The 20738-nt window shown below is 65.9% G+C and carries 25 protein-coding genes and 1 pseudogene; 13 read left to right on the plus strand and 13 right to left on the minus strand.

What is annotated here, in order from left to right; genetic code table 11:
* The first annotated feature begins 14 nt into the window (after nt 1–14).
* The 4 genes from LB551_RS02120 (at nt 15) to LB551_RS02135 (ending at nt 3257) form a co-directional block, all read left to right on the plus strand.
* Nucleotides 15–398 (plus strand): ACT domain-containing protein, encoded by a 384-nt coding sequence (locus tag LB551_RS02120; RefSeq protein ID WP_140552016.1) that lies wholly within the window; start codon nt 15–17, stop codon nt 396–398.
* Nucleotides 399–549: 151 nt separating this feature from the next.
* Nucleotides 550–1983, plus strand: coding sequence for an aldehyde dehydrogenase family protein (locus LB551_RS02125; RefSeq protein ID WP_224658034.1), 1434 nt, complete (start codon nt 550–552; stop codon nt 1981–1983).
* A gap of 171 nt (nt 1984–2154) precedes the next feature.
* The gene (locus LB551_RS02130; protein WP_140499170.1) at nt 2155–2565 is read left to right on the plus strand and encodes an MbcA/ParS/Xre antitoxin family protein; all 411 of its coding nucleotides are present in this window, start codon (nt 2155–2157) and stop codon (nt 2563–2565) included.
* A complete protein-coding gene (locus LB551_RS02135) occupies nt 2559–3257 on the plus strand; it encodes an RES family NAD+ phosphorylase (RefSeq protein ID WP_224658035.1) in 699 nt (232 codons plus the stop codon). Before LB551_RS02130 ends, LB551_RS02135 begins: the two co-directional genes overlap by 7 nt.
* Nucleotides 3258–3272: 15 nt before the next feature.
* On the opposite strand, the gene LB551_RS02140 is transcribed toward LB551_RS02135, so the two are convergent.
* The 7 genes from LB551_RS02140 to LB551_RS02165 form a co-directional block, all read right to left on the minus strand.
* Entirely contained in the window at nt 3273–4016 is a 744-nt protein-coding gene (locus tag LB551_RS02140; RefSeq protein WP_140622851.1) for an amino acid ABC transporter ATP-binding protein, read from the minus strand.
* Between the two features lie 25 nt (nt 4017–4041).
* Nucleotides 4042–4716: an amino acid ABC transporter permease gene (locus LB551_RS02145; RefSeq protein WP_140499164.1), complete on the minus strand. Its 675-nt coding sequence runs from the start codon at nt 4714–4716 to the stop codon at nt 4042–4044.
* Nucleotides 4713–5384: an amino acid ABC transporter permease gene (locus tag LB551_RS02150; protein WP_140552012.1), complete on the minus strand. Its 672-nt coding sequence runs from the start codon at nt 5382–5384 to the stop codon at nt 4713–4715. Before LB551_RS02150 ends, LB551_RS02145 begins: the two co-directional genes overlap by 4 nt.
* 121 nt (nt 5385–5505) lie before the next feature.
* Complete coding sequence (locus tag LB551_RS02155; RefSeq protein WP_140556462.1) at nt 5506–6294, minus strand: ABC transporter substrate-binding protein; 789 nt, start codon at nt 6292–6294, stop codon at nt 5506–5508.
* Nucleotides 6295–6405: 111 nt separating this feature from the next.
* Entirely contained in the window at nt 6406–6531 is a 126-nt protein-coding gene (locus tag LB551_RS29880) for a hypothetical protein (RefSeq protein ID WP_263495660.1), read from the minus strand.
* Entirely contained in the window at nt 6528–7034 is a 507-nt protein-coding gene (locus LB551_RS02160) for an Lrp/AsnC family transcriptional regulator (RefSeq protein ID WP_140499160.1), read from the minus strand. The genes LB551_RS29880 and LB551_RS02160 overlap by 4 nt, the downstream gene beginning before the upstream one ends.
* Before the next feature lie 126 nt (nt 7035–7160).
* Nucleotides 7161–8033: a LysR substrate-binding domain-containing protein gene (locus LB551_RS02165; RefSeq protein ID WP_224658036.1), complete on the minus strand. Its 873-nt coding sequence runs from the start codon at nt 8031–8033 to the stop codon at nt 7161–7163.
* Nucleotides 8034–8191: 158 nt separating this feature from the next.
* On the opposite strand from LB551_RS02165, the gene LB551_RS02170 reads away from it, so the two are divergent.
* Both LB551_RS02170 and LB551_RS02175 read left to right on the plus strand, forming a co-directional pair.
* Nucleotides 8192–8398 (plus strand): hypothetical protein, encoded by a 207-nt coding sequence (locus LB551_RS02170; RefSeq protein WP_224658037.1) that lies wholly within the window; start codon nt 8192–8194, stop codon nt 8396–8398.
* Nucleotides 8391–9149 (plus strand): sulfite exporter TauE/SafE family protein, encoded by a 759-nt coding sequence (locus LB551_RS02175; protein WP_224658038.1) that lies wholly within the window; start codon nt 8391–8393, stop codon nt 9147–9149. Before LB551_RS02170 ends, LB551_RS02175 begins: the two co-directional genes overlap by 8 nt.
* A gap of 28 nt (nt 9150–9177) precedes the next feature.
* Here the strand turns inward: LB551_RS02175 and LB551_RS02180 are convergent, their stop codons facing one another.
* Nucleotides 9178–9627: a universal stress protein gene (locus tag LB551_RS02180; protein ID WP_140552008.1), complete on the minus strand. Its 450-nt coding sequence runs from the start codon at nt 9625–9627 to the stop codon at nt 9178–9180.
* A 218-nt stretch (nt 9628–9845) separates the two neighbouring features.
* Between LB551_RS02180 and LB551_RS02185 the strand changes: the two genes are divergently transcribed.
* Nucleotides 9846–10427: a histidine phosphatase family protein gene (locus tag LB551_RS02185; protein WP_140552007.1), complete on the plus strand. Its 582-nt coding sequence runs from the start codon at nt 9846–9848 to the stop codon at nt 10425–10427.
* A gap of 6 nt (nt 10428–10433) precedes the next feature.
* Here LB551_RS02185 and LB551_RS02190 read toward each other — a convergent pair whose 3' ends face one another.
* From LB551_RS02190 to LB551_RS02200, 3 genes are all read right to left on the minus strand, one after another.
* Nucleotides 10434–10835 carry a VOC family protein gene (locus LB551_RS02190; protein ID WP_140552006.1) on the minus strand — a complete coding sequence of 134 codons (402 nt, stop codon included), beginning with the start codon at nt 10833–10835 and terminating at the stop codon, nt 10434–10436.
* 141 nt (nt 10836–10976) lie between these two features.
* Complete coding sequence (locus LB551_RS02195; RefSeq protein WP_140552005.1) at nt 10977–11729, minus strand: pseudouridine synthase; 753 nt, start codon at nt 11727–11729, stop codon at nt 10977–10979.
* A 284-nt stretch (nt 11730–12013) separates the two neighbouring features.
* On the minus strand, nt 12014–12898 hold the full coding sequence (locus LB551_RS02200) for an aldo/keto reductase family oxidoreductase (protein ID WP_224658039.1): 885 nt from the start codon (nt 12896–12898) through the stop codon (nt 12014–12016).
* Nucleotides 12899–12993: 95 nt separating this feature from the next.
* Between LB551_RS02200 and LB551_RS02205 the strand changes: the two genes are divergently transcribed.
* Nucleotides 12994–13893, plus strand: coding sequence for a LysR family transcriptional regulator (locus LB551_RS02205; RefSeq protein ID WP_224658040.1), 900 nt, complete (start codon nt 12994–12996; stop codon nt 13891–13893).
* 84 nt (nt 13894–13977) lie between these two features.
* Here the strand turns inward: LB551_RS02205 and LB551_RS02210 are convergent, their stop codons facing one another.
* A complete protein-coding gene (locus LB551_RS02210) occupies nt 13978–14823 on the minus strand; it encodes a helix-turn-helix transcriptional regulator (RefSeq protein ID WP_224658041.1) in 846 nt (281 codons plus the stop codon).
* Between the two features lie 90 nt (nt 14824–14913).
* On the opposite strand from LB551_RS02210, the gene LB551_RS02215 reads away from it, so the two are divergent.
* Nucleotides 14914–15804: an SDR family oxidoreductase gene (locus LB551_RS02215; RefSeq protein WP_224658042.1), complete on the plus strand. Its 891-nt coding sequence runs from the start codon at nt 14914–14916 to the stop codon at nt 15802–15804.
* Nucleotides 15805–15822: 18 nt separating this feature from the next.
* On the opposite strand, the gene LB551_RS02220 is transcribed toward LB551_RS02215, so the two are convergent.
* Nucleotides 15823–16515: a RibD family protein gene (locus tag LB551_RS02220; RefSeq protein WP_224658043.1), complete on the minus strand. Its 693-nt coding sequence runs from the start codon at nt 16513–16515 to the stop codon at nt 15823–15825.
* Between the two features lie 318 nt (nt 16516–16833).
* On the opposite strand from LB551_RS02220, the gene LB551_RS02225 reads away from it, so the two are divergent.
* From LB551_RS02225 to LB551_RS02235, 4 genes and pseudogenes are all read left to right on the plus strand, one after another.
* On the plus strand, nt 16834–17781 hold the full coding sequence (locus tag LB551_RS02225; protein ID WP_224658044.1) for a substrate-binding domain-containing protein: 948 nt from the start codon (nt 16834–16836) through the stop codon (nt 17779–17781).
* Nucleotides 17782–18100: 319 nt separating this feature from the next.
* Nucleotides 18101–18529 (plus strand): annotated as a pseudogene (locus tag LB551_RS30080) (ATP-binding cassette domain-containing protein); the annotation flags it as partial.
* A complete protein-coding gene (locus tag LB551_RS02230; protein WP_411970928.1) occupies nt 18503–19585 on the plus strand; it encodes a sugar ABC transporter ATP-binding protein in 1083 nt (360 codons plus the stop codon). The pseudogene LB551_RS30080 and the gene LB551_RS02230, both read left to right, overlap by 27 nt.
* Nucleotides 19582–20598 (plus strand): ABC transporter permease, encoded by a 1017-nt coding sequence (locus LB551_RS02235; protein WP_224658045.1) that lies wholly within the window; start codon nt 19582–19584, stop codon nt 20596–20598. The genes LB551_RS02230 and LB551_RS02235 overlap by 4 nt, the downstream gene beginning before the upstream one ends.
* The last annotated feature ends 140 nt before the right edge of the window (nt 20599–20738 follow it).

A 20738-nucleotide genomic window follows, 5' to 3' on the forward strand; every position in this document is an offset into this window, starting at 1 on the left:
ATCGGAGCTCGACAATGGCTGTCAGAATCAGGCTCAAGCAACTGCCGGGGCTCTACGCGATTTCGCGGCTCGAGCCTGGAGCAGGCATTCCCGGTTGGGCGGACGGGCCAGGCTTCGTCAGCATCACCAGAACCGAGGACGAACTTTCGATCACCTGTCTGCAGGATCGCGTTCCAGATTCCGTCAAGCGGGATGACGAGTGGGTCGCCTTCAAGCTTCAAGGGCCTTTCGCTTTCGATGAAACCGGCATCGTGTTGTCGGTCATCAGGCCACTGTCGGAAAACGAGCTGGGCATTTTCGTGGTGTCGACTTTCGACGGCGATCACCTGCTGGTGAAAGCCGCCGATCGGGTGGCGGCGATACGGCTTCTGGGCGAAGCGGGGCATACTCTGCTGTAATTCGTTCTGCTCCAGCTATCGTCCGCCCGGCTGGTTCAACCGCTCGCGGCTCGCTCACCAGTTCGGGGGCGTTTGACAGTGCCGGTCGCGCATCGTTATTTCTAGCCAGATATCACGGCGGACGGCTGTACGGCGCCCCTCAGGAGAAATCATGTCACATAACCTGCAGTTCTACATCGATGGCGCGTGGGTCGATCCTGTCGTCCCCAATACGCTCGAGGTCATCGATCCCTCGAACGAAGATGCCTTCGCGCAGATTTCGCTGGGCTCCAAGGCTGATGTCGACAAGGCGGTGGCCGCCGCGAAGCGCGCCTTCGGCACATTCGGCTTCACCTCGGTCGAGGAACGGCTCGACATCCTCAACCGCGTCATCGAGGTCTACAAGAAGCGCAGCCCGGACCTTGCGCTCGCCGTGTCGCGCGAGATGGGCGCGCCGCGCCGGATGGCGCTCGACAGCCAGGTCGGCATCGGGCTTGCGCATCTGGTCAAGATGGCGGAAGTGCTGAAGAGCTTCCAGTTCCGGCAGGTCAAGGGCTCCTCGCTGATCGTCAAGGAGCCGATCGGCGTCGTCGGCTTGATCACACCATGGAACTGGCCGCTGAACCAGATCACCTGCAAGGTGGGTCCGGCACTTGCCGCCGGCTGCACCATGGTGCTGAAGCCGTCCGAGATCGCGCCGCTCGACGCCATCATCTTCGCCGAGATCCTCGACGAGGCCGGCGTGCCGAAGGGCGTGTTCAACCTCGTCAATGGCGACGGCCCCGGCGTCGGCCAGGCGCTGTCCAGCCATCCCGACATCGACATGATGTCGTTCACCGGCTCGACCCGGGCCGGCATATTGGTCGCCAAGGCCGCCGCCGATACGGTCAAGCGGGTGCACCAGGAGCTTGGCGGCAAGTCGGCCAACATCCTGTTCCCGGACGTCGACCTCGCCACCGCCGTGGCCAAGGGCGTCGCCGGCTGCTTCAGCAACAGCGGCCAGTCCTGCAACGCGCCGACGCGCATGTTCGTGCCGCGCGACCGTCATGACGAGGCGGCTTCTCATGCCAAGGCGGCGGCGGAAAAGTTCGTGGTCGGTCCGGCGGACGCTCCCGGCACCAAGCTCGGCCCTGTCGTTAGCCAAGCCCAGTTCGACAAGGTTCAGGACATGATCCAGAGCGGCATAGACGAGGGCGCCACGCTGGTCGCGGGCGGCCCTGGCCGGCCGGCCGAACTCAACCGCGGCTACTATGTCAGGCCGACCGTGTTCGCCGATGTCACCCACGACATGCGCATCGCGCGCGAGGAGATTTTCGGGCCGGTGCTGGCGATCATGCCCTATGATACGGTCGAACAGGCGGTCGAGCAGGCCAACGACACCGTCTACGGCCTTGCCTCTTACATCCAGGCCAAGGACATCCAGAAGGCGCGCGACGTCGCGGCGCGCATGCGCTCCGGCAGCGTCTATATCAACTATCCCCAATGGGACGCCGGCCTGCCCTTTGGCGGCTACAAGCAGTCGGGCAATGGCCGCGAATACGCCGAATACGGGCTGGAGGATTTCCTCGAGATCAAGGGGATCGCCGGGTACGAGGCGGCGCAGTAAGGCACTGGCCAATCGCCCGAAGCCGGCGCCCCTGACCTGCCTGCCGGCATCCTCTCCCCGTATAGTGACGGGAGAGGGGACGCTGTCATCGCCGGTTCGGTGATGTGGTTGCGCCGCTCCTTGCCAATTGGCAAATGCATGCTATATCTATGCCAATAGCGGGAGCCGAAAATGCAGCTTCAGTCCATCGTCACCACGCCGGCCGCGGTCGGCAGCGCCATCTCGGATGAAGAGGCCGGCGCCTTGGCGCGCACCACGGTCAATCTCTTCAAGGCGTGGGGCCTCACCGACCTTGAGGCCTGCATCCTGCTCGGCGGCATGTCGGCGCGCACCTGGGCGCGCTGGAAGGAAGGCGGCATCGGCAGGATCGATCGCGACCTGCGCACCCGCATGGCGCATCTGATGGGCATTCACAAGGGCCTGCGCTACCTCTTCACCGAGCCGGCGCGCGGCTATGCCTGGATCCGCAAGCCCAACGCGACCTTCGGTGGCCAGTCGGCGCTCGACCTGATGCTGCGCGGCGAAATCTCCGACCTTGCAGCGATGCGCGAATGGCTCGACGCGGAGCGTGGTGCATGGTGAGTGGGCTCGCGGTCCGGCGCCGCGTCCACTGGCCCAAGACCTTCCGCATCATCCGCTCCATTCATCCGCCGATCGACCTCTTCGAGGACATCGCCGACCCGCGCGACTGGGAGGCCCTGGCCGCCGTCGAGGAGAAGACCAATCCGCGCATCCGGCTGGAACTCGGCGATCTCGGCAAGGTACCGGCCGAAAGGCGAGTATCCGGACCCGGCGCAAGCTTCGTGATGGCGCCCTTCGTGCATTGCTCGACGCTGCGGCCCGGCCGTTTCTCGGATGGCAGCTACGGCATCTACTATGCCGGCGACAGCGAGGAGGTGGCGCTGGCCGAAACCATCCACCACCACCAGAATTTTATGCGCGCCACCAAGGAGGAGCCGGGCTGGACGGCGGATTTCCGCGTGCTGATCGGCAGCGTCGACCGCGACCTCGATGACGTCAACGCGGTGCCCGGCGCGCTCGACCCGGACGACTACACCGCCTCGCAGGCCGAAGGCCGCGCCTTGCGTGCGGCCGGCAGCGACGGGCTGGTGTGGAACAGCGTGCGCATGCCAAGCGGGCAGTGCATCGGCATTTTCTTGCCGGATGCGATTTCAGTACCGGTGCAAGGCCGCCACTACAGCTATCACTGGAACGGCGGCCGCGTGGATTTCGTGCGCCAGCACGATACGGGAAAGGTGCTGGCGGTCACTTGAAGGCGGCAGCGCCGGTCAGTGCCGCAGGATCTTGCTCAGGAAGGCGCGGCTGCGATCGGTCCTGGGATGCGAGAAGAATTCGTCGGGCGTGCCGCTTTCGACGATGGCGCCGGCGTCCATGAACACCACGCGCTGGGCGACCTTGCGGGCAAAGCCCATCTCATGCGTCACCACCATCATGGTCATGCCTTCCTCGGCGACCGCGACCATGACGTCGAGCACTTCCGAAATCATCTCGGGGTCGAGCGCCGAGGTTGGCTCGTCGAACAGCATGATCTTGGGGCGCATGCCCAGACAACGGGCGATCGCCACGCGCTGTTGCTGACCGCCTGAAAGCTGCGCGGGATAGGCGTTGACCTTGTCGGCAAGCCCGACCTTGGCCAGCAGTTCGCGGCCGGCCTGCTCGGCCTCGGCGCGCGGAATCTTGCGGACATGGATCGGTGCCAGCGTGACGTTTTCGAGCGCGGTCTTGTGCGGGTAGAGGTTGAAGGACTGGAAGACGAAGCCGATCTCGGTGCGCAGCTTCGTCATGTTGGTGGCGGGGTCGCCGAGGCGCTGGCCGTCGACGACGAGGTCGCCGTCCTTGATCGTCTCCAGGCCGTTGATGCAGCGGATCAGCGTGCTTTTGCCCGAGCCGCTCGGGCCGCAGACGACGACCACTTCGCGCGGCTCGACGCTGAGCGTGATGTCCCTCAGGACGTTAAGCGTGCCGAACCATTTGTTGACGCCGCGAAAATCGATCATGCCCGTTTTGGTCATGTGGTCGGCACCTTTGGGTTCGATGTCATATCTGCACCTCGCCATGGGCGGCACCCATGCGTCGTTCGAGCCGGCGGGCGAGCATGATCAGCGGATAGCAGACGATGAAATAGCCGACGCCGACGAGGAAGAACACCAGCAGGCCGTTCGGCACGCGCTGCACCACCAGCCAGCCGACGCGGGTGAGGTCGGTCAGGCCGATCGCCGAGACGACGGAAGAATCCTTGATCAGCAGCACATATTGCCCGACCAGCGGCGGCAGCACGATGCGCATCGCCTGCGGCAGAACCACCTGGCGCATGCGCTGCCAGCGCGACAGGCCGGACGCCAGCGCCGCCTCGACCTGGCCTGTCGGCACCGAGCGGATACCGGCGGCGACGATCTCGCAGATGAAGCAGGCGGCAAGATTGGTCAGCGCGATGATGCCGGCGGTGAAGGCGTCGAGCTCGATGCCCAACTCGGGCAAGATGAAGAAGATCAGGAATATCTGCACCAGGAACGGCGTACCCCGGATGAGGTCTACCCAGGCACCGATGACGCCGGCGATCAACCGGTTGCCGCCGGTCCGCAGGATGCCGAGGCCGAAGCCGAGCAAGGTGCCCAGCACCAGGCTGATCAGCGACAGCACCACGGTCATGCCGAGGCCGCGCAGCGCCAGCGGATAGCTGCCGGCAAGGCTCTGCAACTGTTGCCAGATCATGTGCGCGCTCCCGCCGAGCCGAGCCAGCGGCCGGAGAGAACCGCCAGCCCTTTGAGGCCGTAATAGAGCAGGAGGTAGAACGCGGCGATGGTGAGAAATCCTTCCGCCGGCATGAAGCGGTCGGAGGCCAGCAACTGGCCGGCGCGCGTCAATTCGGCAACCGAGATCAGCGACAGGAGGGCGGAATCCTTGACCAGCACGATCGCCTGGCCGAGCAGGGGCGGGATCGTCACCTTGAATGCCTGTGGCAGCACGATCAGGCGCATGCGCTGGACATAGGTCATGCCTGAAGCGGCGCTGGCCTCGACCTGGCCGCGCGGGATCGACAGGATGCCGGCGCGAATGATTTCAGCGACATAGGCGCCGCTGTTCAGTGACAGCGCGAGGATGCCGACGACGAGTTCGGGCAGCACGAAACCGAGGCGCGGCAGGCCGAAATAGAGAAAATAGAGCTGCGCCAGCAAGGGCGTGGCGCGTACGGCGTCGATATAGGCCTTGGCCGGCACCCGAAACAGCCAGCCGCGCTGCAAGTTCATCGCGCACAACAGAATGCCGACTGCGAGCGCGCCGACAAAGGACAGCGCCGATAGCCACACGGTCGTGACCAGGCCCTGCCCGAACAGGGGCAGGTATTCGACGATGGTGCGGAAGCTGAAATTTTCGAGCATGGGCGGTGAATGGTGATTAGGGAATAGCGAGTAGACAATAGGCAGTAGGCAGTAGGCAGTAGGGAAGCGTGTCCGGAATTCCCTACTGCCTATTCCCTACTCCCTAATTTCTAATCCCTAATCAGTGATCTTTCTTCCAGTCTTCCGAATTGACCCAGTAGTCGAGGTTCTTCTGCAGGCGGCCGTCGATGGTGACCTGGTTGAGGAACAGGTTCATCCAGATCAGGAGGTCCGGCTCGTCATAGCGGGTGGCGAAGGCAAGCGGTTCCTTCGACAGCAGGTCCGGCATGATGGTGAAGGTGCCGGCCGGATAGGCTGTCGACTGGCCCTTGACCGCCGAGACGTCGTTGACGCCGCAATCGGCCTGGCCGTTGTTGACGGCGTCGAGCAGCAGCGGACCGCCGCCCTTGTAGCTCTTGATGTCGGCATCGGGGAAGGCGGCCTTGGCTTCCTTCTCGCCGGTGGCGCCGAGCAGCACGGCGATCTTGGTGCCTTTGGCCTTGCAGTCCTCGGTGGTCTTGAACTTGCCGTCGGCCTTGGTGAAGACGGTGCTGCCCGTGTACATGTAAGGCGTGGTGAACGCGACCTTCATGCCGCGCGCCAGCGTCGGCGTCATGTCGGCGACCAGAAGGTCGGCCTTGCCCGAAAGCAGCGCCGGGATCAGGCCGTCCCAGTCGAAGTCGAGGAAGGTGATCTTGACGCCCATTTCCTTGGCCATCAGTTCGGCCAGTTCCACCGAGCTGCCGGTGCGTTCGCCATTGGCGCCGACCAGCGAGAAGGGCGGTCCCTGCGTCTGCACCGCGACACGCAGTTCGCCGCGTTTGGTGATGTCGTCGAGCGCTCCGGCGCTGGCGGCGGCGGTAAGGCCGGCCAGTGCGAGGCCGGCGATGAAAAGCTTGGCAATGTTCATTGGTTTCATTGGGCATTCCTCCTTTTTGTCGTCTTGTTGTCTACCCTACAGGGTGCTTTTTGAGCGGCGGTGCCGTTGCCGGCGGCGGCCACCGTTCGAAAATCCGTCTCCTCAGTGCCGTGCCGCCGTTTCGGCGACCGTGACGCCGCGCCTGGCCAACGCGTCGACGAAAGCCGCGTCCGGCACATGCAGCAGCGAGTTGAACAGGCCGAGGCCCCCGAAAGCCGCTATCCTCATGCCGGCTCCTTGCGAATGCTGTCGTCCGACCAGCAGCCTTCCGGCAGGCTAACCCATTTGTTGCAGGACGCCATGACCACGAAGGTCTCGCTGCGCACGACCTCGCCCGGCTCGCCGGCGCCCGGGATCAACTCGCTGGTGACGCGGTAGAGATCGGCGACGTCGCCGGCCACCGTCACGTCGACGATGATGTCGAAGCGCCCGGTGACGACCGAGGCCGAGTTGACGAAGGGCAGTTCGGAAATGCGTTGCGCCAGCTCGCGGGCGCGGCCGCGCCCTTGCGCGTTGATGCCGACGATGGCCGAGATCAGTTCGGGCCGCTCGGTCAGGTTCAAGAGCCCGACGATCTTGAGCAGGTTGCGGTCGAGCAGGTTGCGCAGCCGCGTGCGCACCGTCGGCACCGAGATCGCCAGAATCTCGGCGAGGCGGTTGATGCCCGGCTGCGCGTCCTGCGACAACTGTTTGACCAGCCGCCGATCGGTCAGATCGAGATGTTCCCGCAAGTCCCCCGTCTTTCATAAAACGAAAAAAGCTAGGCGATTTTTTTGCCTATGTGCAAACAAGCTATTTCATGGATTCCTTAAAGGCAAGGCATGATTCCACGCGAATTCAGCATGTGGGCGGCGGCTTCACACCAGTGCGGCCACCAGCAGCTTGGCCTGCGGCGTCAACTTGTCGAAGCGGCGGGCGCAGAGATTGAGTTGACGCGTCGCCCATTCATCGGTCAGCGGCAGGCTGCGCAGGTTTCGCGCCGAGCGGCGCACCATGCTTTCCGGCACGATGGCGATGCCCGCGCCCTGGGCCACCAGCCTACAGACATTGTCGAGGCCGGGCACGCGGATGCGAAAATGCAGATGACCGCCAAGGCGCGCGGCCTGGCGGGAGATGTGCTCCTGCAAGGGATGGCCGGCGCTCAGGCCGACAAAGGTTTCATCGAGAATGTCGGCGAGGCCGGTCGCGCGGCCTTCGAGGCCGGGGCGGTTGCGCGCGGCGATCACCACTAGCCTATCGACGAAGAACGGTTTCTGGTCGAGATGCGAAAGGCCGGCCCAGGTCGCGGCAATGCCAAGATCGGCGGCGCCGCTGGCCACCGCCTCGGCGATCTCGTGGCTGGGGCGCTCATCGAGCTCTACGTCGATGCCGGGATGCGCGACCAGAAAGGCCGGCAGCCTGTCGCGCAGAAGCTCGCTGGTGGCGGCCGTGTTGGCGAGCAGGCGGACCCGCGCACGCAGGCCGGTGGCATAGGCGCCAAGCTCGCCGGCCATCGCCTCGATCTGGTTCTGCACCGTGCGCGCGTGGTGCAGTAGTGCCTGGCCGGCGGCCGTCGGCACCACGCCGCGCCGGCGGCGCTCCAGCAGCGGCGCGCCGAGCCTGTCCTCCATGCCCTTGATGCGGGCGCTGGCCGAGGCCAGCGCGAGGCCCGCGAGCTCGGCGCCATGGGTGATGCTGCCGCGCTCGGCAACCAGCAGGAACAGCCGGAGATCGACGAGGTCGAAGCGCATCTTTTTCCTCCGGCAAGACAGCCCGGGCACACGTGATCGACAGCGATCCGGCCGATCGCTTTCAGCGCCAGCCTTCGGCTCAGCCGAAGGCTGGCGTCGCAATTCCCACATTGTGGGTGACGGCGAATTTCGTCAAACAGTTTCGGTGGAGGTCCATGATGAGAAAACCAGCATCGAACCGGCAAGGGCTCGGCATTGCTGAAAGCGCGGCGATGCTGCTGGCGGTCGCCGTTGCTGTTCTGGCCATGGCGCGCACGGATTCCGGCATGCCAGGATGCGCCATGACATCCGCCCCTGCCGGCAGCGCCGCCGCCGGACTGGCGGCAGCCAGGACCGACGCCGCCGACATGCTGCTCCATGATTGAGCCGCTGAGCGCCGCCGCCGTCGCCTGGGTCTGCGCCGTCTTCCTTGCCGCCGGCTTCGTCAAGGGCGTGGTCGGGATGGGCCTGCCGACGGTGGCGATGGGCCTGCTGGCGGTGACCATGGCGCCGGCCGAGGCGGCCACGCTCCTGCTGATCCCGTCGCTGGTTACCAATCTGTGGCAATTGTCCACCGGTCCTTCGTTCGGCGGGCTCGCCAGGCGGCTATGGACGATGATGGCCGGCGTGGTGATCGGCACCGTCGCCGGCGCCGGCCTGCTCACCGGCGCGCATACGGCGGCCGCGTCCGGTGCGCTCGGCGTGGCACTGATGCTCTACGCCTTTCTCGGCCTCGCCAAGGCCGGCTTTTCGACGCCGCCACGCCACGAGGCCTTGCTGTCGCCGCTGGTCGGGGTGGCGACCGGCCTGGTCACCGGCGCCACCGGCGTCTTCGTCATTCCGGCGGTGCCCTACCTGCAATCGCTGCGGCTGGGCAAGGAAGAGCTGATCCAAGCGCTCGGCCTGTCCTTCACCGTGTCGACGGCGGCGCTGGCCATCGGGCTGTTCAGGGCAGGCGCCCTGGCGTCGCCGACGGCCGGGCTGGCGGGCTCGGTCGCGGCACTGGCGCCTGCGCTCGCCGGCATGGCTGTCGGCCAGGCGCTGCGCCAGCGCATGAGCGTCGAGACTTTTCGCAAAGTGTTCTTCGCGGGGCTCTTGGCGCTTGGATTTTATCTCATGGCCGAGGCGGCGTTCTGAGTGCCTCTTGCAGGGCGCCGGACCCGGCCTACCGCACCACCAGGACCGGGATTTCGCTGTAGGACACGACTTCCGCCGTCTGGCTGCCCAGGAGCAGCCTGCCCAGTCCGCGGCGGCCGTGCGAGGCCATGACGATCAGGTCGCAGCGTTCGGTCTGCGACAGTTCCAGGATCGCCTCGGCGGGCCTTCTGTCCTCGATGTGCACGACCTTGGCCGACACGCCCAGCCCCTCGGCGGAAGCCTTGCATTTGTCGAGCACTTCCTTGCCGTATTTGCGGGCTTCTTCCTGATAGGCGGCCAGCTCATCGCCCGCGGCGTAGCCGGCCATGGCGCCGCCCCAGGCGAAGATCGGGAATTGTTCCGAGACGGTGACAAAGGTCACGGTGGCGCCGAGGCCCTTTGCCAGCCCGAGGCCGTGGGCAACGCCCTTGTCGGCCAGTTCCGACCCGTCGGTGGCGATGAGCAGATGTTTGTACATGATGATCGTGACCTATCGTGCTTGGTGAACTATGGACCACACATAGTTATGCCCGGCGCCCAGTCATTGTGCCAATGCGGCGGGGATCAGGGCCAGGGAATGTGGTGGGCATTGCATGGACCGCACCCAAACGGGCGTTCCACCCCGGACTTTCGCGCCAGCTGGATTTCCCTTCGCCGCATCGTCCTCTAAGGTGCGGCAACTTCGAAAGGCCCGTCATGAGCAGTGCGTTTCCTCAAATCCATCTGGTCCGGCATGGCGAGACGGCGTGGAGCCTTTCGGGCCAGCACACCGGCCGCACCGACATGCCGCTGACGGCGGCCGGCGAGGCCGCCGCGCGGGGCGTGGCGGATCGGCTGAAAGGCCTGCCGTTTTCGGCCGTATGGTCGAGCCCCTCGCAGCGCGCCTACAACACCAGCCTGCTTGCCGGTTTCGGGGCGCAAAGCATCAAGATGGACGACCTGCAGGAATGGGACTACGGCGCCTATGAAGGGCGAACCACCAGGGAGATCCTGGCCGAACGGCCGGGCTGGAACGTCTTTCGCGACGGCTGCCCGCAAGGCGAAACGGCGGCCGATGTGGGCGCCCGCGCCGACAGGATCATCGATCGCCTGCGCGAGGCAAATGCCGACATGCTGATCTTTTCCAGCGCGCACTTCCTGCGCGTGCTCACCGCCCGCTGGCTCGGCTTGCCGCCGGAGGACGGCGCGCTGTTCGTGCTCGATACGGCCAGCATCAGCGTGCTCGGCTACGAGCATGACCTCGGCGAGCCGGTGGTGCGCAAGTGGAACGGGAAGTAGGGCGGCCTAGCTGTCGAATTTCCGGATCGCTTCGGCGGTTACCGGCGTGAAGAAATTCACCAGATTGCAGTCGGGGTCGCGGAACAGCAGCGAGCGGTTGCCCCAAGGCATGGTGGTAGGCTCCTGGACAATTGCGCCCTTGATGGTTTCCGCCAGCCTGGCGAATTCGGCATCGACGTCGCCGACCCGGAATTCGATGATGGCCGTGCGGTTGTCGGCTGGGCGGGCGATGTCGCTGCCGAACAGCATCAGGGTGCGCGTGCTGCCGATCGCCAGCGTGCAGGCCGGTGTCGCCAGTTCGGCGAAGTCCTCCGTGTACATCGTCACCGGCATGCCGGTGATCTCGCCATAAAAGCGCACGAGGCGCTGGACATCGGACGTGATGATGCGGACAGAGACGAAATTCATCGCATTGGCTCCTTGATCGTCGAAGCCGCGGCTGGGCCCCCGGCCTTCTATAGGCCGGGGCTCCTGACAGCTTTCCGTCAGGAGACGGAAGTGCCGGCGCGATTTCAGATCTGCCGAACGAAGTGCCGACCCTGCGCCTATTCACCCCGCCAGCAGCGCCAATTCGTCGGGCGTCAAATGCCTCGCCGTACCCTTGGCGAGATCGCCGAGCGGCAAGCGGCCAATGGCGACGCGGATCAGGCGCTTGACCTCGATGCCGTGGGCGGCGAGCAGGCGCCGGATGTGGCGGTTGCGGCCCTCGTCGAGCACGATCTCCAGCCAGGCGGTGCGGCCGCCGCTGCGCAGCAACTCGATCGAATTGGCGCTCAAGGTCTCGCCGTCGACACGCACGCCGGCGCGCAGCGCTTCCAGCACCGCCGCGTCGGGCACCGTGCCGATCTGGACATGGTAGGTCTTGGGCAGGTGCGAGGCCGGGTCCATCAGCCGGTTGGCAAAGCGGGTGTCGTTGGTCATCAGCAGCAGGCCTTCGCTCGCCTTGTCCAGCCGGCCGACCGGCGAGACGAAAGGCAAGTCGAGCCCTTCGAGGCAGGCATAGACGGTGTCGCGCTCGAGAGGGTCGTCGCGGGTCGTGACCAGCCCGCGCGGCTTGTTGAGCATGAGATAGACCTTGCGCTCGGCAAATATTTCTTCGCCGTCGACGACGATGCGGTCGCGCTTCATGTCGACACGCAGGGAGGCGTTGCGTGCGATCTTGCCGCCGACGCGTACGCGGCCGTCGGCAATCAGCCGCTCGGCCTGCGTGCGCGAGCACAGGCCGAGCTTCGACAGCGCGCGGTTGAGGCTGACGCCGGTGCTTGCCGGTCTGTCGGTGTTTTCTGTCCGCCGTGGTGTCATCTTGCAGTCGCCGGTTCGGTCGACTGATGGCATGGGCGACGCTCGCTTCGCAAGCCGGCGGAGGGAGTTTCAGCACCCGCTGTCGCGCTCTACGGCGCCCCCCTCTGTCCTGCCGGACATCTCCCCACGAGTGGGGAGATTGGCCGTCATCACGGCCTTCGCCGATCTTCGACGTTGCAGAAATAGAGAGCCGACGATCAAGCTGCCGATCTCCCCCCAAGTGGGGAGATGTCCGGCAGGACAGAGGGGGGCGCCGTAGAGCGCCACGCTCACGGCATAGCACCTCAGGCCGCTTGGTGGGTCTCGTCCGCGATCCCGTTCAGCACGGCAAGCGCGTCGGCCGGCAGCTCCAGCTCCGCCGCCGCCATGTTTTGCCTGAGATGCGCGACGGACGAGGTGCCGGGGATGAGCAGGATGTTGGGCGCGCGGCGCAGCAGCCAGGCGAGCGCCACCTGCATGGGCGTCGCGCCGAGTTTTTGCGCGACATCGGCCAGCGTGCTGGATTGCAGCGGCGTGAAGCCGCCGAGCGGGAAAAACGGCACATAGGCAATGCCGTCGGCGGCAAGCTCGTCGATCAGCGCGTCGTCCTCGCGATGCGCGATGTTGTACTGGTTCTGCACGCAGACAATGTCGGCGATGCCACGTCCCTGCGCGATCTGGGCGCGGGTGACGTTGCTCATGCCGATATGGCGCACCAGGCCCTGATGCTGCAATTCGGCGAGCGTGTTCAACTGCGGCTCGAGCGAACCTTCGGCGGGCCCGTGGATGCCATGCATGGAGCGCAGGTTCACCACCTCGATCACGTCCAGGCCGAGATTGCGCAAATTGTCGTGCACGGCCTGCGTCAGCTCCTGCGGCGACATTGCGGGGATCCATGATGCATCCGCGCCACGCCGGGCACTGATCTTGGTGACGATGGTGAGACTGGCGGGGTAGGGGTGCAGCGCCTCGCGGATGATCTGGTTGGTGATGTGCGGGCCGTAGAAATCGCTGGTGTCGATGTGGTCGACGCCGCTCGCCACCGCCTCGCGCAGCACGGCCAGTGCCGCATCGCGGTCCTTCGGCGGGCCGAACACGCCGGGTCCGGCCAGTTGCATGGCGCCATAGCCCATGCGCTTCACGGTGCGGTCGCCGAGCTTGAAGGTTCCGGCCTTGCTGATGTCAGTCATGGTCTCAATCTCCTGTGGATCGGCCCAGATATAGACAATGCACGCTTGCGCGATAATATGGCGCAATCGGCACAGGCTGTGCGGAAAGGCGAACAATGGCGGATCTGGGCGACCTGCAGGCATTCATGGCGGTGGCGCGCGCCGGCGGTTTTCGCGAGGCGGCCAGGGTCAGTGGCGTCAGCGCCTCCAGCCTCAGCGAAACGGTGCGGCGGCTGGAGGCCGGGCTCGGCGTGCGGCTCCTCAACCGCACCACGCGCAGCGTCGCCCCGACCGAGGCCGGCGCGCGCCTGCTGGAGCGGCTGGGCCCCGCGCTCGGCGAGGTCGAGGCAGCGCTCGATGTCGTCAACGGCTTTCGCGGCCGCCCAGCCGGCACGCTGCGGCTCAACGTGCCTGTCGTGGCGGCGAAACTGGTGCTGCCGCGCCTTCTGCCGCCCTTCCTTGCCGCCTATCCCGACATAAGACTGGAGGTGACCGCCGAGGACAGTTTCGTCGACATACTGGCGAGCGGCTGCGATGCCGGCATCCGCTATGACGAGCGGCTGGAGCAGGACATGATCGCCGTCCCGATCGGCCCGCGCCGGCAACGCTTCGCCACCGCTGCCGCAACGGCCTATCTCGACCGGCGTGGCCGGCCCGACCATCCGCGCGACCTCCTCGATCACGCATGCCTACGCGGCCGCTTCGCCAGCGGCCTGAGGCCGCCCTGGGAGTTCGAGCGCGACGGCGAGATAGTGAGCGTCGAGCCGACCGGGCCGCTGCTGGTCAGCACCGGCACGGCTATGGCGCTTGCGCTCGATGTGGCGGTCGCCGGCGGCGGCATCGTCTCGCTGTTCGAGGACTGGCTGCGCCCCTATTTCGACGATGGCCGGCTCGAGCCGGTACTGGAGCCCTGGTGGCAGGAGTTTTCCGGCCCGTTCCTCTATTACCCCGGCCGCCGCCTCATCCCGGCGCCGCTGCGGGCATTCATCGATTTTGTCGCCGGGATGCGGTGGTGAGGCGCCGCGATGACGGTTTCATGGGACGCATCGTCGGACGCAACCCGCCGCGCATTTCTGGAATGTTCCAAGAAGGAGCAGGGATCATCGCGGCGGGTCCAACGACACCTTGGCGCGCTTCGCCAGTTCGCGAATCCGCTCCGCGACCGCGCTGTCGACCGGATTGTAGACGGTCAGGCTCAAATCCGGGCGGCCGTCGACCGCGAACCCCGAATATTCCAGCTCGATATCGCCGAGCACCGGGTGCTTCAGCCGCTTGGTTCCGTCGCCATGGCTGAGCACGTCGTTCTCGCGCCACAGGGCGGCGAATTCGGGGCTGGCGCTGCACAGTTCGTCGACGAGTTCGCGTACCTCGGACACCGCGCCGGCACGCGCCGCGTCGGCGCGGAAGGCGCCCACCACGAAACGGGCGAGGCTTTCCCAGTCGTGCTGCTTTTCGCGGATGGCCGGGCTGCGGAACATGAAGCGCAAAATATTGCGCTGGTCGGCGGGCAGGGCGCTGTAATCGGTCAGCACGACCTGGGCGGCGCGGTTCCAGGCAACGACATCCCAGGTGGCGGTCCTGACCAAGGCGGGGCTCGCTTCAAGCGTGTCGAGGAGGCGCTGCAGCCGGGGGCTGATGCCTTCCGCACCGATATAGCGGACCTCGGGCGGGCGTCCGAGCCCGAGCATGAAAAGATGCTCGCGCTCGGCCTCGGTCAGCATCAGCCCCTTGGCGATGCGGTTCAGCACATCGGCCGAAGGCGCGCCGCCACGACCCTGCTCCAGCCATGTGTACCAGGTAGGGCTGATGTTGGCGCGCTGGGCCACCTCTTCCCGGCGCAGCCCCGGCGTGCGCCGGCGCCCTGAAAATCCGAACGAGGCCGGATCGAGCCGGGTGCGCCGGTCTCTCAGAAACGCCGCGAGCGAACCGGCGGAATTGGTGGGCATCCTGTTAGCCATTATACCACGATAAGATCACTACTTTAATGGAATAATAGACCGGCGATACTGCGCAGGCAATCGTGCAGGAGAATTCGCATGCGTATCTTTTTGACCGGCGCGACCGGTTTCATCGGCTCGGCGCTCGTTGCCGAGCTCATCAAGGCGGGCCATCGGGTGGTCGGCGTCACTCGCTCCGAAGCGGGGGTCGAAGCGCTGACGGCGGCGGGCGCCGAAGTGCATCGGGGAACGCTCGAGGATCCCGAGGGCCTGCGCGACGGCGCGGCAAAGGCGGAAGCGGTGATCCACACGGCCTTCGACCATGATTTCTCCCGCTTTGCCGAGAATTGCGAGAAGGATAGCCGTGTCATCGCGGCACTCGGCCAGGCATTGGCCGGATCCGACCGGCCGCTGGTGATCACTTCCGGCGTCGGCGTGGGCAGCCCCGGACATGGCGAGCTTGCCAGCGAAGACGTCTTCAACGCCAGCCATCCCAATCCGCGCATCGCCTCGGAGCTCGCCGGCAATGCCTTGCTGGAAGCCGGCGTCAACGTCTCGGTGGTGCGGCTGCCGCAGGTTCACGACCCGGTCAAGCAAGGGCTCATCACGCCGCTCATCGAAATCGTGCGCCAGAAAGGCGTTTCGGCCTATGTCGGCGAGGGCCGCAACCGCTATGCGGCGGGCCATCTCCTGGACGCGGCGCGCCTCTACCGGCTGGCGGTGGAAAAGCGGCAGCCCGGCGCGCGCTATCACGCGGTCGGCGAGGAAGGCGTCGAAGTACGCGCGATCGCCGAGGCGATCGGGCGGGGCCTGAGCGTGCCGGTGGTTTCGATCGCGGCGGAACAGGCGGCGGAGCATTTCGGCTGGATGGCGATGTTCGCCCCGATGGATCTGCCGGCCTCCAGCGCGCTGACCCAGGCGCGGCTCGGCTGGCAGCCGACCGGCCCGACGCTGATCGCCGATCTCGAGGCCATGCGGTACGACGCTTGACGCGCCGATAGAGCGTCGTCAGCCGACGGCGTAGCGCAAATGGACGAGCCCGTGGGCAAGGGCTTCGCAGCTTTTGAGCGACAGTTGCATCTTGCCCGCGAGGCCGGTCTCGCCGAATTCGACGAAACCCTGGTTCGCCGCCCGCCCGTCAAGGGCGGGAGCCACGAGAAGGCTGAGCTCATCGACAAGGCCGGCCGCGAAGAAGGAACCGTTGATGCCGGCGCCGCCCTCGAGCAGCAGCCGACGAATGGCGAATTCGCGGTTGAGAACTTCGAGCATCCGGCCGAGATCCATGTCGGCCGTTTCCGCCACGATATAGGACACGCCGTCGGCAGCGAGCTCGGCCAGGTGGCTGTCGGCGACGTCGTGCCCAAGCAGCACCACGACATGGTCGCCGCCAATGTCGGGTTTGGAAAAGTGGAGCTTGCCCGAGGGATCGAGCGCCACCGCATAGCTGCCCGTACCGGTTTGCGCGACATGATAGGGTCGGTCGACCTTGCCCGCATCGGCGGGCGGGTGCGCGCCGGCCTTGCTCATCTCGGCCATGGTGACGCGGCCGACGATCCAGCCGTCGCCCGCAAGATCATTATGGATGTGCTCGTAGAGGCTCGACCATTCGGCCCGGGTTCCGTCCGGGCTGGCCGTGTAGCGGCTTGGGTGAAGACTGCCGTCCAGCGATGCGATCATATGGCAGATGATGTGCGGTTTCATGCGGGTGTCTCCGGGGAACGGGCTCAGGCGCGGTTCAAACTAGGGCCAGCGCCGGAGAATGGAAGCTGGGCACCCGGCTCATCCAAATTCCGACCATTGCCGTCTGGCCCTGTTATATCGATGTTGCACAAATGGTTGAGCCTGGGCTAGCATCCGTTTGCTGGTGCCGACGGGAGGCAGTTTTTGCAACGGCGATCAGCTGGAGCGGCATGCGTTAGCAAACGCAAGGAGGATGCTCCAACACTTTGAACCGACGCATGATCCTTCCTGAAACCGTCCCGGTTTCCGGGGCCGTGCGTTCTTGTGGAGGAGGATCCCATGAACAGACGTGAATTCCTGATGACGTCCGTGGCCGCGGGCGCCATGGTGCTTGCCGCGCCCTCGGCATTTGCGCAGGAGAAGCTCACCATTCTCGGCTCGGTGCCCAGTCTCGGCTTTCCGTTCTTCGTGCACATGCTGAACGAGATCAAGGCGGAAGCCGCCACGCAAGGTGTCAACCTGACCGAGAGCGATGGCCAGAACTCGGCCACCAAGCAGACCGCCGACATCGAGGCGGCCCTTGTGCAGAAGGTCAACGCCATCGTGATCTCGCCGCTCGACGTCAACGCGCTGGCGCCGGCCATCGAGGAAGCGGTCAAGGCGGGCGTTCCCGTGGTCACGATCGATCGCCGCGTCGACGGTGTCGAGGGCATTCTCGCCCATGTCGGCGCCGACAACGTCAAGGGTGGCGAGGCGGAAGCTCAGGCCGTGGTGGCGGCATTCCCCAACGGCGCCAAATTGTTCCATCTGCAGGGCCAGCCCGGCGCCGGGCCGGCGATCGACCGCAACAAGGGCGTGCACAATGTGCTCGATCCCTTGAAGGACAAATACCAGATCGTCTTCGAGCAGACCGCCAATTTCGCCCGTGCCGAGGCGCTGTCGGTGACGGAAGCCGGCCTTGCCGCCAACGGCAAGCCGGACGCCATCATTTGCGCCAATGACGACATGGCGCTGGGCGCCATGGAGGCTTGTGCCGCGCGCAACTTCACCGACGTCAAGATCTACGGCTTCGACGCGCTGCCGGAAGCGCTGGTCGCGGTCCGCGACGGCAAGCTCGCCGGCACGGTCGAACAGTTCCCGGGCCAGCAGTCGCGCACCGCCGTGCAGATCGCCGTCGCTTACGCCAGGGACAAGAAAGAGCCGAGGGAGAAGCTGGTGCTGTTGACGCCGATCGTCATCGGTAAGGACAATCTCGACAAGGCCGAGAGGTTGAACGAGACGAAGTGAGGGCTGGATTGGCAAGGCTGGCGGAGCACGCCCCCCTCTGGCCTGCCGGCCATCTCCCCCTCAAGGGGGGAGATCGGCTGTTTGCTCTGTTTTCGCCAATTCTTCTATGCTGCAAGAAAAGGCGATGCCCGTGACACCGCCGATCTTCCCCCTTGAGGGGGAGATGTCCGGCAGGACAGAGGGGGGCGTTCAAGCGCTGACGGAGCCCGGATGAACTTCACTAAGGAAGCCACCCTTGCCAGCTGAAGCCGCACCCGTCCTGCTCGCCGTCGAGGGCGTCACCAAGCATTTCGCAGGCGTCACCGCGCTCAGCGAGGTCTCGCTCGATGTCAGGCCCGGCGAAATCCTCGGCCTGCTGGGCGAAAACGGCGCGGGCAAGTCGACGCTGCTGAAAATCCTGTCGGGCGTCATGCCGCCCTCCGGCGGCCACATCATTTTCGACGGCGCCGACTACCGGCCGTCGAGCCCGCAGGATGCCAAGCGGCTCGGCATCGTCACCATCTACCAGGAACTCAGCCTGATCCCGACGCTGACGGTGGCGGAGAACATCTTCATAGGCCGTGCCCCGACCGGTCCGCTCGGCCTTGTCTCCTGGCGCAAGATGGAGCAGGACTCCCGCACGATCATCGCCCGCGTCGGCCTCACGATCGATCCGATGACGCCGGTCTCGGCGCTTTCGGTGGCCGAGCAGCAACTCGTCGAGATTGCACGAGCGCTGTCGCTGAAGAGCCGGCTGATCATCATGGACGAGCCGACCTCGGCGCTGACCGAGACAGAGGTGCAGCGGCTGCTGTCGATCATGGACAGGCTGCGCAAGGACCATGTCGCCATCATGTTCGTCACCCATCGGCTGGAGGAGGCCGCCGCCATCTGCGACCGCATGACGGTGCTGCGCGACGGCAGGTTGGCCGGCAATCTCGACCGCGAAGGCGGGCCGATCCGATTGCCGCGCATCATCGAGAAAATGGTCGGCCGCGCGGCGTCCGAACTCTATGCGCGGCCGGCGCAGCGCACGGTGGCCGGCGACGTCGTGCTGTCGGTGCGCGGATTGCGCACGGTGCGCGACCCCGAAGCGCCGCACGCCATCGTGCTCGACGGCGTGGACATCGACCTGAAGGCCGGCGAGATCCTCGGTGTCGCCGGCCTCGTCGGCTCGGGCCGAACGGAGCTGGCGCGCGCCATCTTCGGCGCCGACCGGATCGCGGGCGGCACGATAACGCTCGACGGCAGACCCATCGCGCCGGCCTCGCCGGCGGATGCAATAGCGCTCGGGATCGGCCTGGTGCCTGAGGACCGCAAGCATCAAGCGATCTTCGCCGCGCTCGGCATCCTGCCGAATTTCTCCGTCGCCTCGCTCGGGCGGTTCAGCAATGGCTTCGGCTTCATGGCCGAGCGGCGCGAGCGCGATGCGCTGGCGGGGTTCCGGAAAATGCTGTCGATCCGCATGGCGTCGGCCGAGCAGGCGATCGAGGGCCTGTCGGGCGGCAACCAGCAGAAGGTGATCCTGGCGCGCTGGCTGGCGCGGGATCCCAAGGTGCTGATCGTCGACGAGCCGACGCGCGGCGTCGATGTCGGCGCCAAGGCCGAGGTGCACCAGATCCTGGTGCAATTGGCAGCGCGCGGCATAGCGGTGATGATGATTTCGTCCGAGCTGCCCGAAGTGCTGGCTGTGTCGGACCGGATCGTGACCATGCGCAAGGGACGCATCACCGGGCAGATGCCGGGCATCGAGGCAAGCGAGGAAAAACTGATGGAACTGATGGCGCTCGACCAGCCGGGAGCGGTTGAGGAGGAGGCACGATGAGCGTGGCCGAGGAGCAGAGCCGGCGTGGCGGCATCAGCATTGCGCGGCTGTTGATGAATTTCGGGCCGCTGCTGTTCCTGGCGGCGCTCGTGGTCGTCTTCACCGTGCTGAAGCCGAGCTTCATCGATCCGATCAATCTGTTCAACATCACCCGCCAGATATCGATCACCGGGCTGATCGCGCTCGGCATGACCTTCGTCATCCTCACCGCCGGCATCGATCTCTCGGTCGGGTCGCTGCTCGCTTTCTGCGGCATGGTGGCGGCCGTGGTCGCCAAGGGCGGTACTGCCAACACGCTGTCGCTGTCGACGTCGGGAACGCAGGGCTATGGCTGGTTCGCGGCGCTGCTCGCCGCCGTGGTGGTGGGGGCGGTGGCCGGCGGCGTGCAGGGCTTTGCCATAACCAGGCTGAAAGTGCCGCCCTTCGTCGTCACGCTTGGCGGGCTCACGGTGTTTCGCGGCCTGACGCTGACCATCTCCAATGGCGGTCCGATCTCGGGCTTCGACGCTTCGATGCGCTGGTTCGGCACCGGGCTGATCGGCCCCGTGCCGGTGCCGGCGCTCATCTTCGCGGTGGCCGCCATCCTGTGCCACATCGTGCTGCGCTACACGCGCTATGGACGCGCCGTCTACGCCGTCGGCGGCAATGCCGAGGCCGCACGGCTGTCGGGGCTGCGCGTCGACCATATCCTGGTCTCGGTCTATGTCATCGTTGGCTTCTTCGCCGGGCTCGCCGCCTTCGTGCTGTCGGCCAGGCTGAATTCGTCCGAAGCGGTGGCCGGCATCGGCTACGAGCTGACGGTCATCTCGGCCGTCGTCATCGGCGGCACCTCGCTGTTCGGCGGCATCGGCTCGGTCGGCGGCACCGTGGTGGGCGCCGCCCTGATCGGCGTGCTGCAGAACGGACTCCAGTTCAACAACGTCTCGTCCTACACGCAAAGCATCGTCATCGGCCTGATCCTGATCCTGGCGGTGGCGTTCGATCGCTGGCTGAAGTCGCGGGTGAGAAGGTAGGACGGTTTTTCCCTTCTCCCCTTGTGGGAGAAGGTGGCCTCGCGAAGCGAGGTCGGATGAGGGGTGTTCCAGGGAACGCCAGCGTCTCACTCCGCTGGAACACCCCTCATCCGTCTCGGCGCCAACGCGCCGATCCACCT

The sequence above is a fragment of the Mesorhizobium sp. BR1-1-2 genome (assembly GCF_020165435.1).
Classification (GTDB): Bacteria; Pseudomonadota; Alphaproteobacteria; order Rhizobiales; family Rhizobiaceae; genus Mesorhizobium.

Excerpts from the sequence above, each read along its gene's own strand:
- LB551_RS02190 (WP_140552006.1), bottom strand. The coding sequence starts at position 10,835 with ATGAATTTCGTCTCTGTCCGCATCATCACGTCCGATGTCCAGCGCCTC.
- LB551_RS02185 (WP_140552007.1), top strand. The coding sequence starts at position 9,846 with ATGAGCAGTGCGTTTCCTCAAATCCATCTGGTCCGGCATGGCGAGACG.
- LB551_RS02175 (WP_224658038.1), top strand. The coding sequence starts at position 8,391 with ATGATTGAGCCGCTGAGCGCCGCCGCCGTCGCCTGGGTCTGCGCCGTC.
- LB551_RS02125 (WP_224658034.1), top strand. The coding sequence starts at position 550 with ATGTCACATAACCTGCAGTTCTACATCGATGGCGCGTGGGTCGATCCT.
- LB551_RS29880 (WP_263495660.1), bottom strand. The coding sequence starts at position 6,531 with ATGAGGATAGCGGCTTTCGGGGGCCTCGGCCTGTTCAACTCGCTGCTG.
- LB551_RS02210 (WP_224658041.1), bottom strand. The coding sequence starts at position 14,823 with ATGCCCACCAATTCCGCCGGTTCGCTCGCGGCGTTTCTGAGAGACCGG.
- LB551_RS02155 (WP_140556462.1), bottom strand. The coding sequence starts at position 6,294 with ATGAACATTGCCAAGCTTTTCATCGCCGGCCTCGCACTGGCCGGCCTT.
- LB551_RS02140 (WP_140622851.1), bottom strand. The coding sequence starts at position 4,016 with ATGACCAAAACGGGCATGATCGATTTTCGCGGCGTCAACAAATGGTTC.
- LB551_RS02220 (WP_224658043.1), bottom strand. The coding sequence starts at position 16,515 with ATGAAACCGCACATCATCTGCCATATGATCGCATCGCTGGACGGCAGT.
- LB551_RS02145 (WP_140499164.1), bottom strand. The coding sequence starts at position 4,716 with ATGATCTGGCAACAGTTGCAGAGCCTTGCCGGCAGCTATCCGCTGGCG.
- LB551_RS02235 (WP_224658045.1), top strand. The coding sequence starts at position 19,582 with ATGAGCGTGGCCGAGGAGCAGAGCCGGCGTGGCGGCATCAGCATTGCG.
- LB551_RS02165 (WP_224658036.1), bottom strand. The coding sequence starts at position 8,033 with ATGCGCTTCGACCTCGTCGATCTCCGGCTGTTCCTGCTGGTTGCCGAG.
- LB551_RS02135 (WP_224658035.1), top strand. The coding sequence starts at position 2,559 with ATGGTGAGTGGGCTCGCGGTCCGGCGCCGCGTCCACTGGCCCAAGACC.
- LB551_RS02130 (WP_140499170.1), top strand. The coding sequence starts at position 2,155 with ATGCAGCTTCAGTCCATCGTCACCACGCCGGCCGCGGTCGGCAGCGCC.
- LB551_RS02205 (WP_224658040.1), top strand. The coding sequence starts at position 12,994 with ATGGCGGATCTGGGCGACCTGCAGGCATTCATGGCGGTGGCGCGCGCC.
- LB551_RS02180 (WP_140552008.1), bottom strand. The coding sequence starts at position 9,627 with ATGTACAAACATCTGCTCATCGCCACCGACGGGTCGGAACTGGCCGAC.
- LB551_RS02170 (WP_224658037.1), top strand. The coding sequence starts at position 8,192 with ATGAGAAAACCAGCATCGAACCGGCAAGGGCTCGGCATTGCTGAAAGC.
- LB551_RS02120 (WP_140552016.1), top strand. The coding sequence starts at position 15 with ATGGCTGTCAGAATCAGGCTCAAGCAACTGCCGGGGCTCTACGCGATT.
- LB551_RS02215 (WP_224658042.1), top strand. The coding sequence starts at position 14,914 with ATGCGTATCTTTTTGACCGGCGCGACCGGTTTCATCGGCTCGGCGCTC.
- LB551_RS02150 (WP_140552012.1), bottom strand. The coding sequence starts at position 5,384 with ATGCTCGAAAATTTCAGCTTCCGCACCATCGTCGAATACCTGCCCCTG.
- LB551_RS02200 (WP_224658039.1), bottom strand. The coding sequence starts at position 12,898 with ATGACTGACATCAGCAAGGCCGGAACCTTCAAGCTCGGCGACCGCACC.
- LB551_RS02225 (WP_224658044.1), top strand. The coding sequence starts at position 16,834 with ATGAACAGACGTGAATTCCTGATGACGTCCGTGGCCGCGGGCGCCATG.
- LB551_RS02195 (WP_140552005.1), bottom strand. The coding sequence starts at position 11,729 with ATGACACCACGGCGGACAGAAAACACCGACAGACCGGCAAGCACCGGC.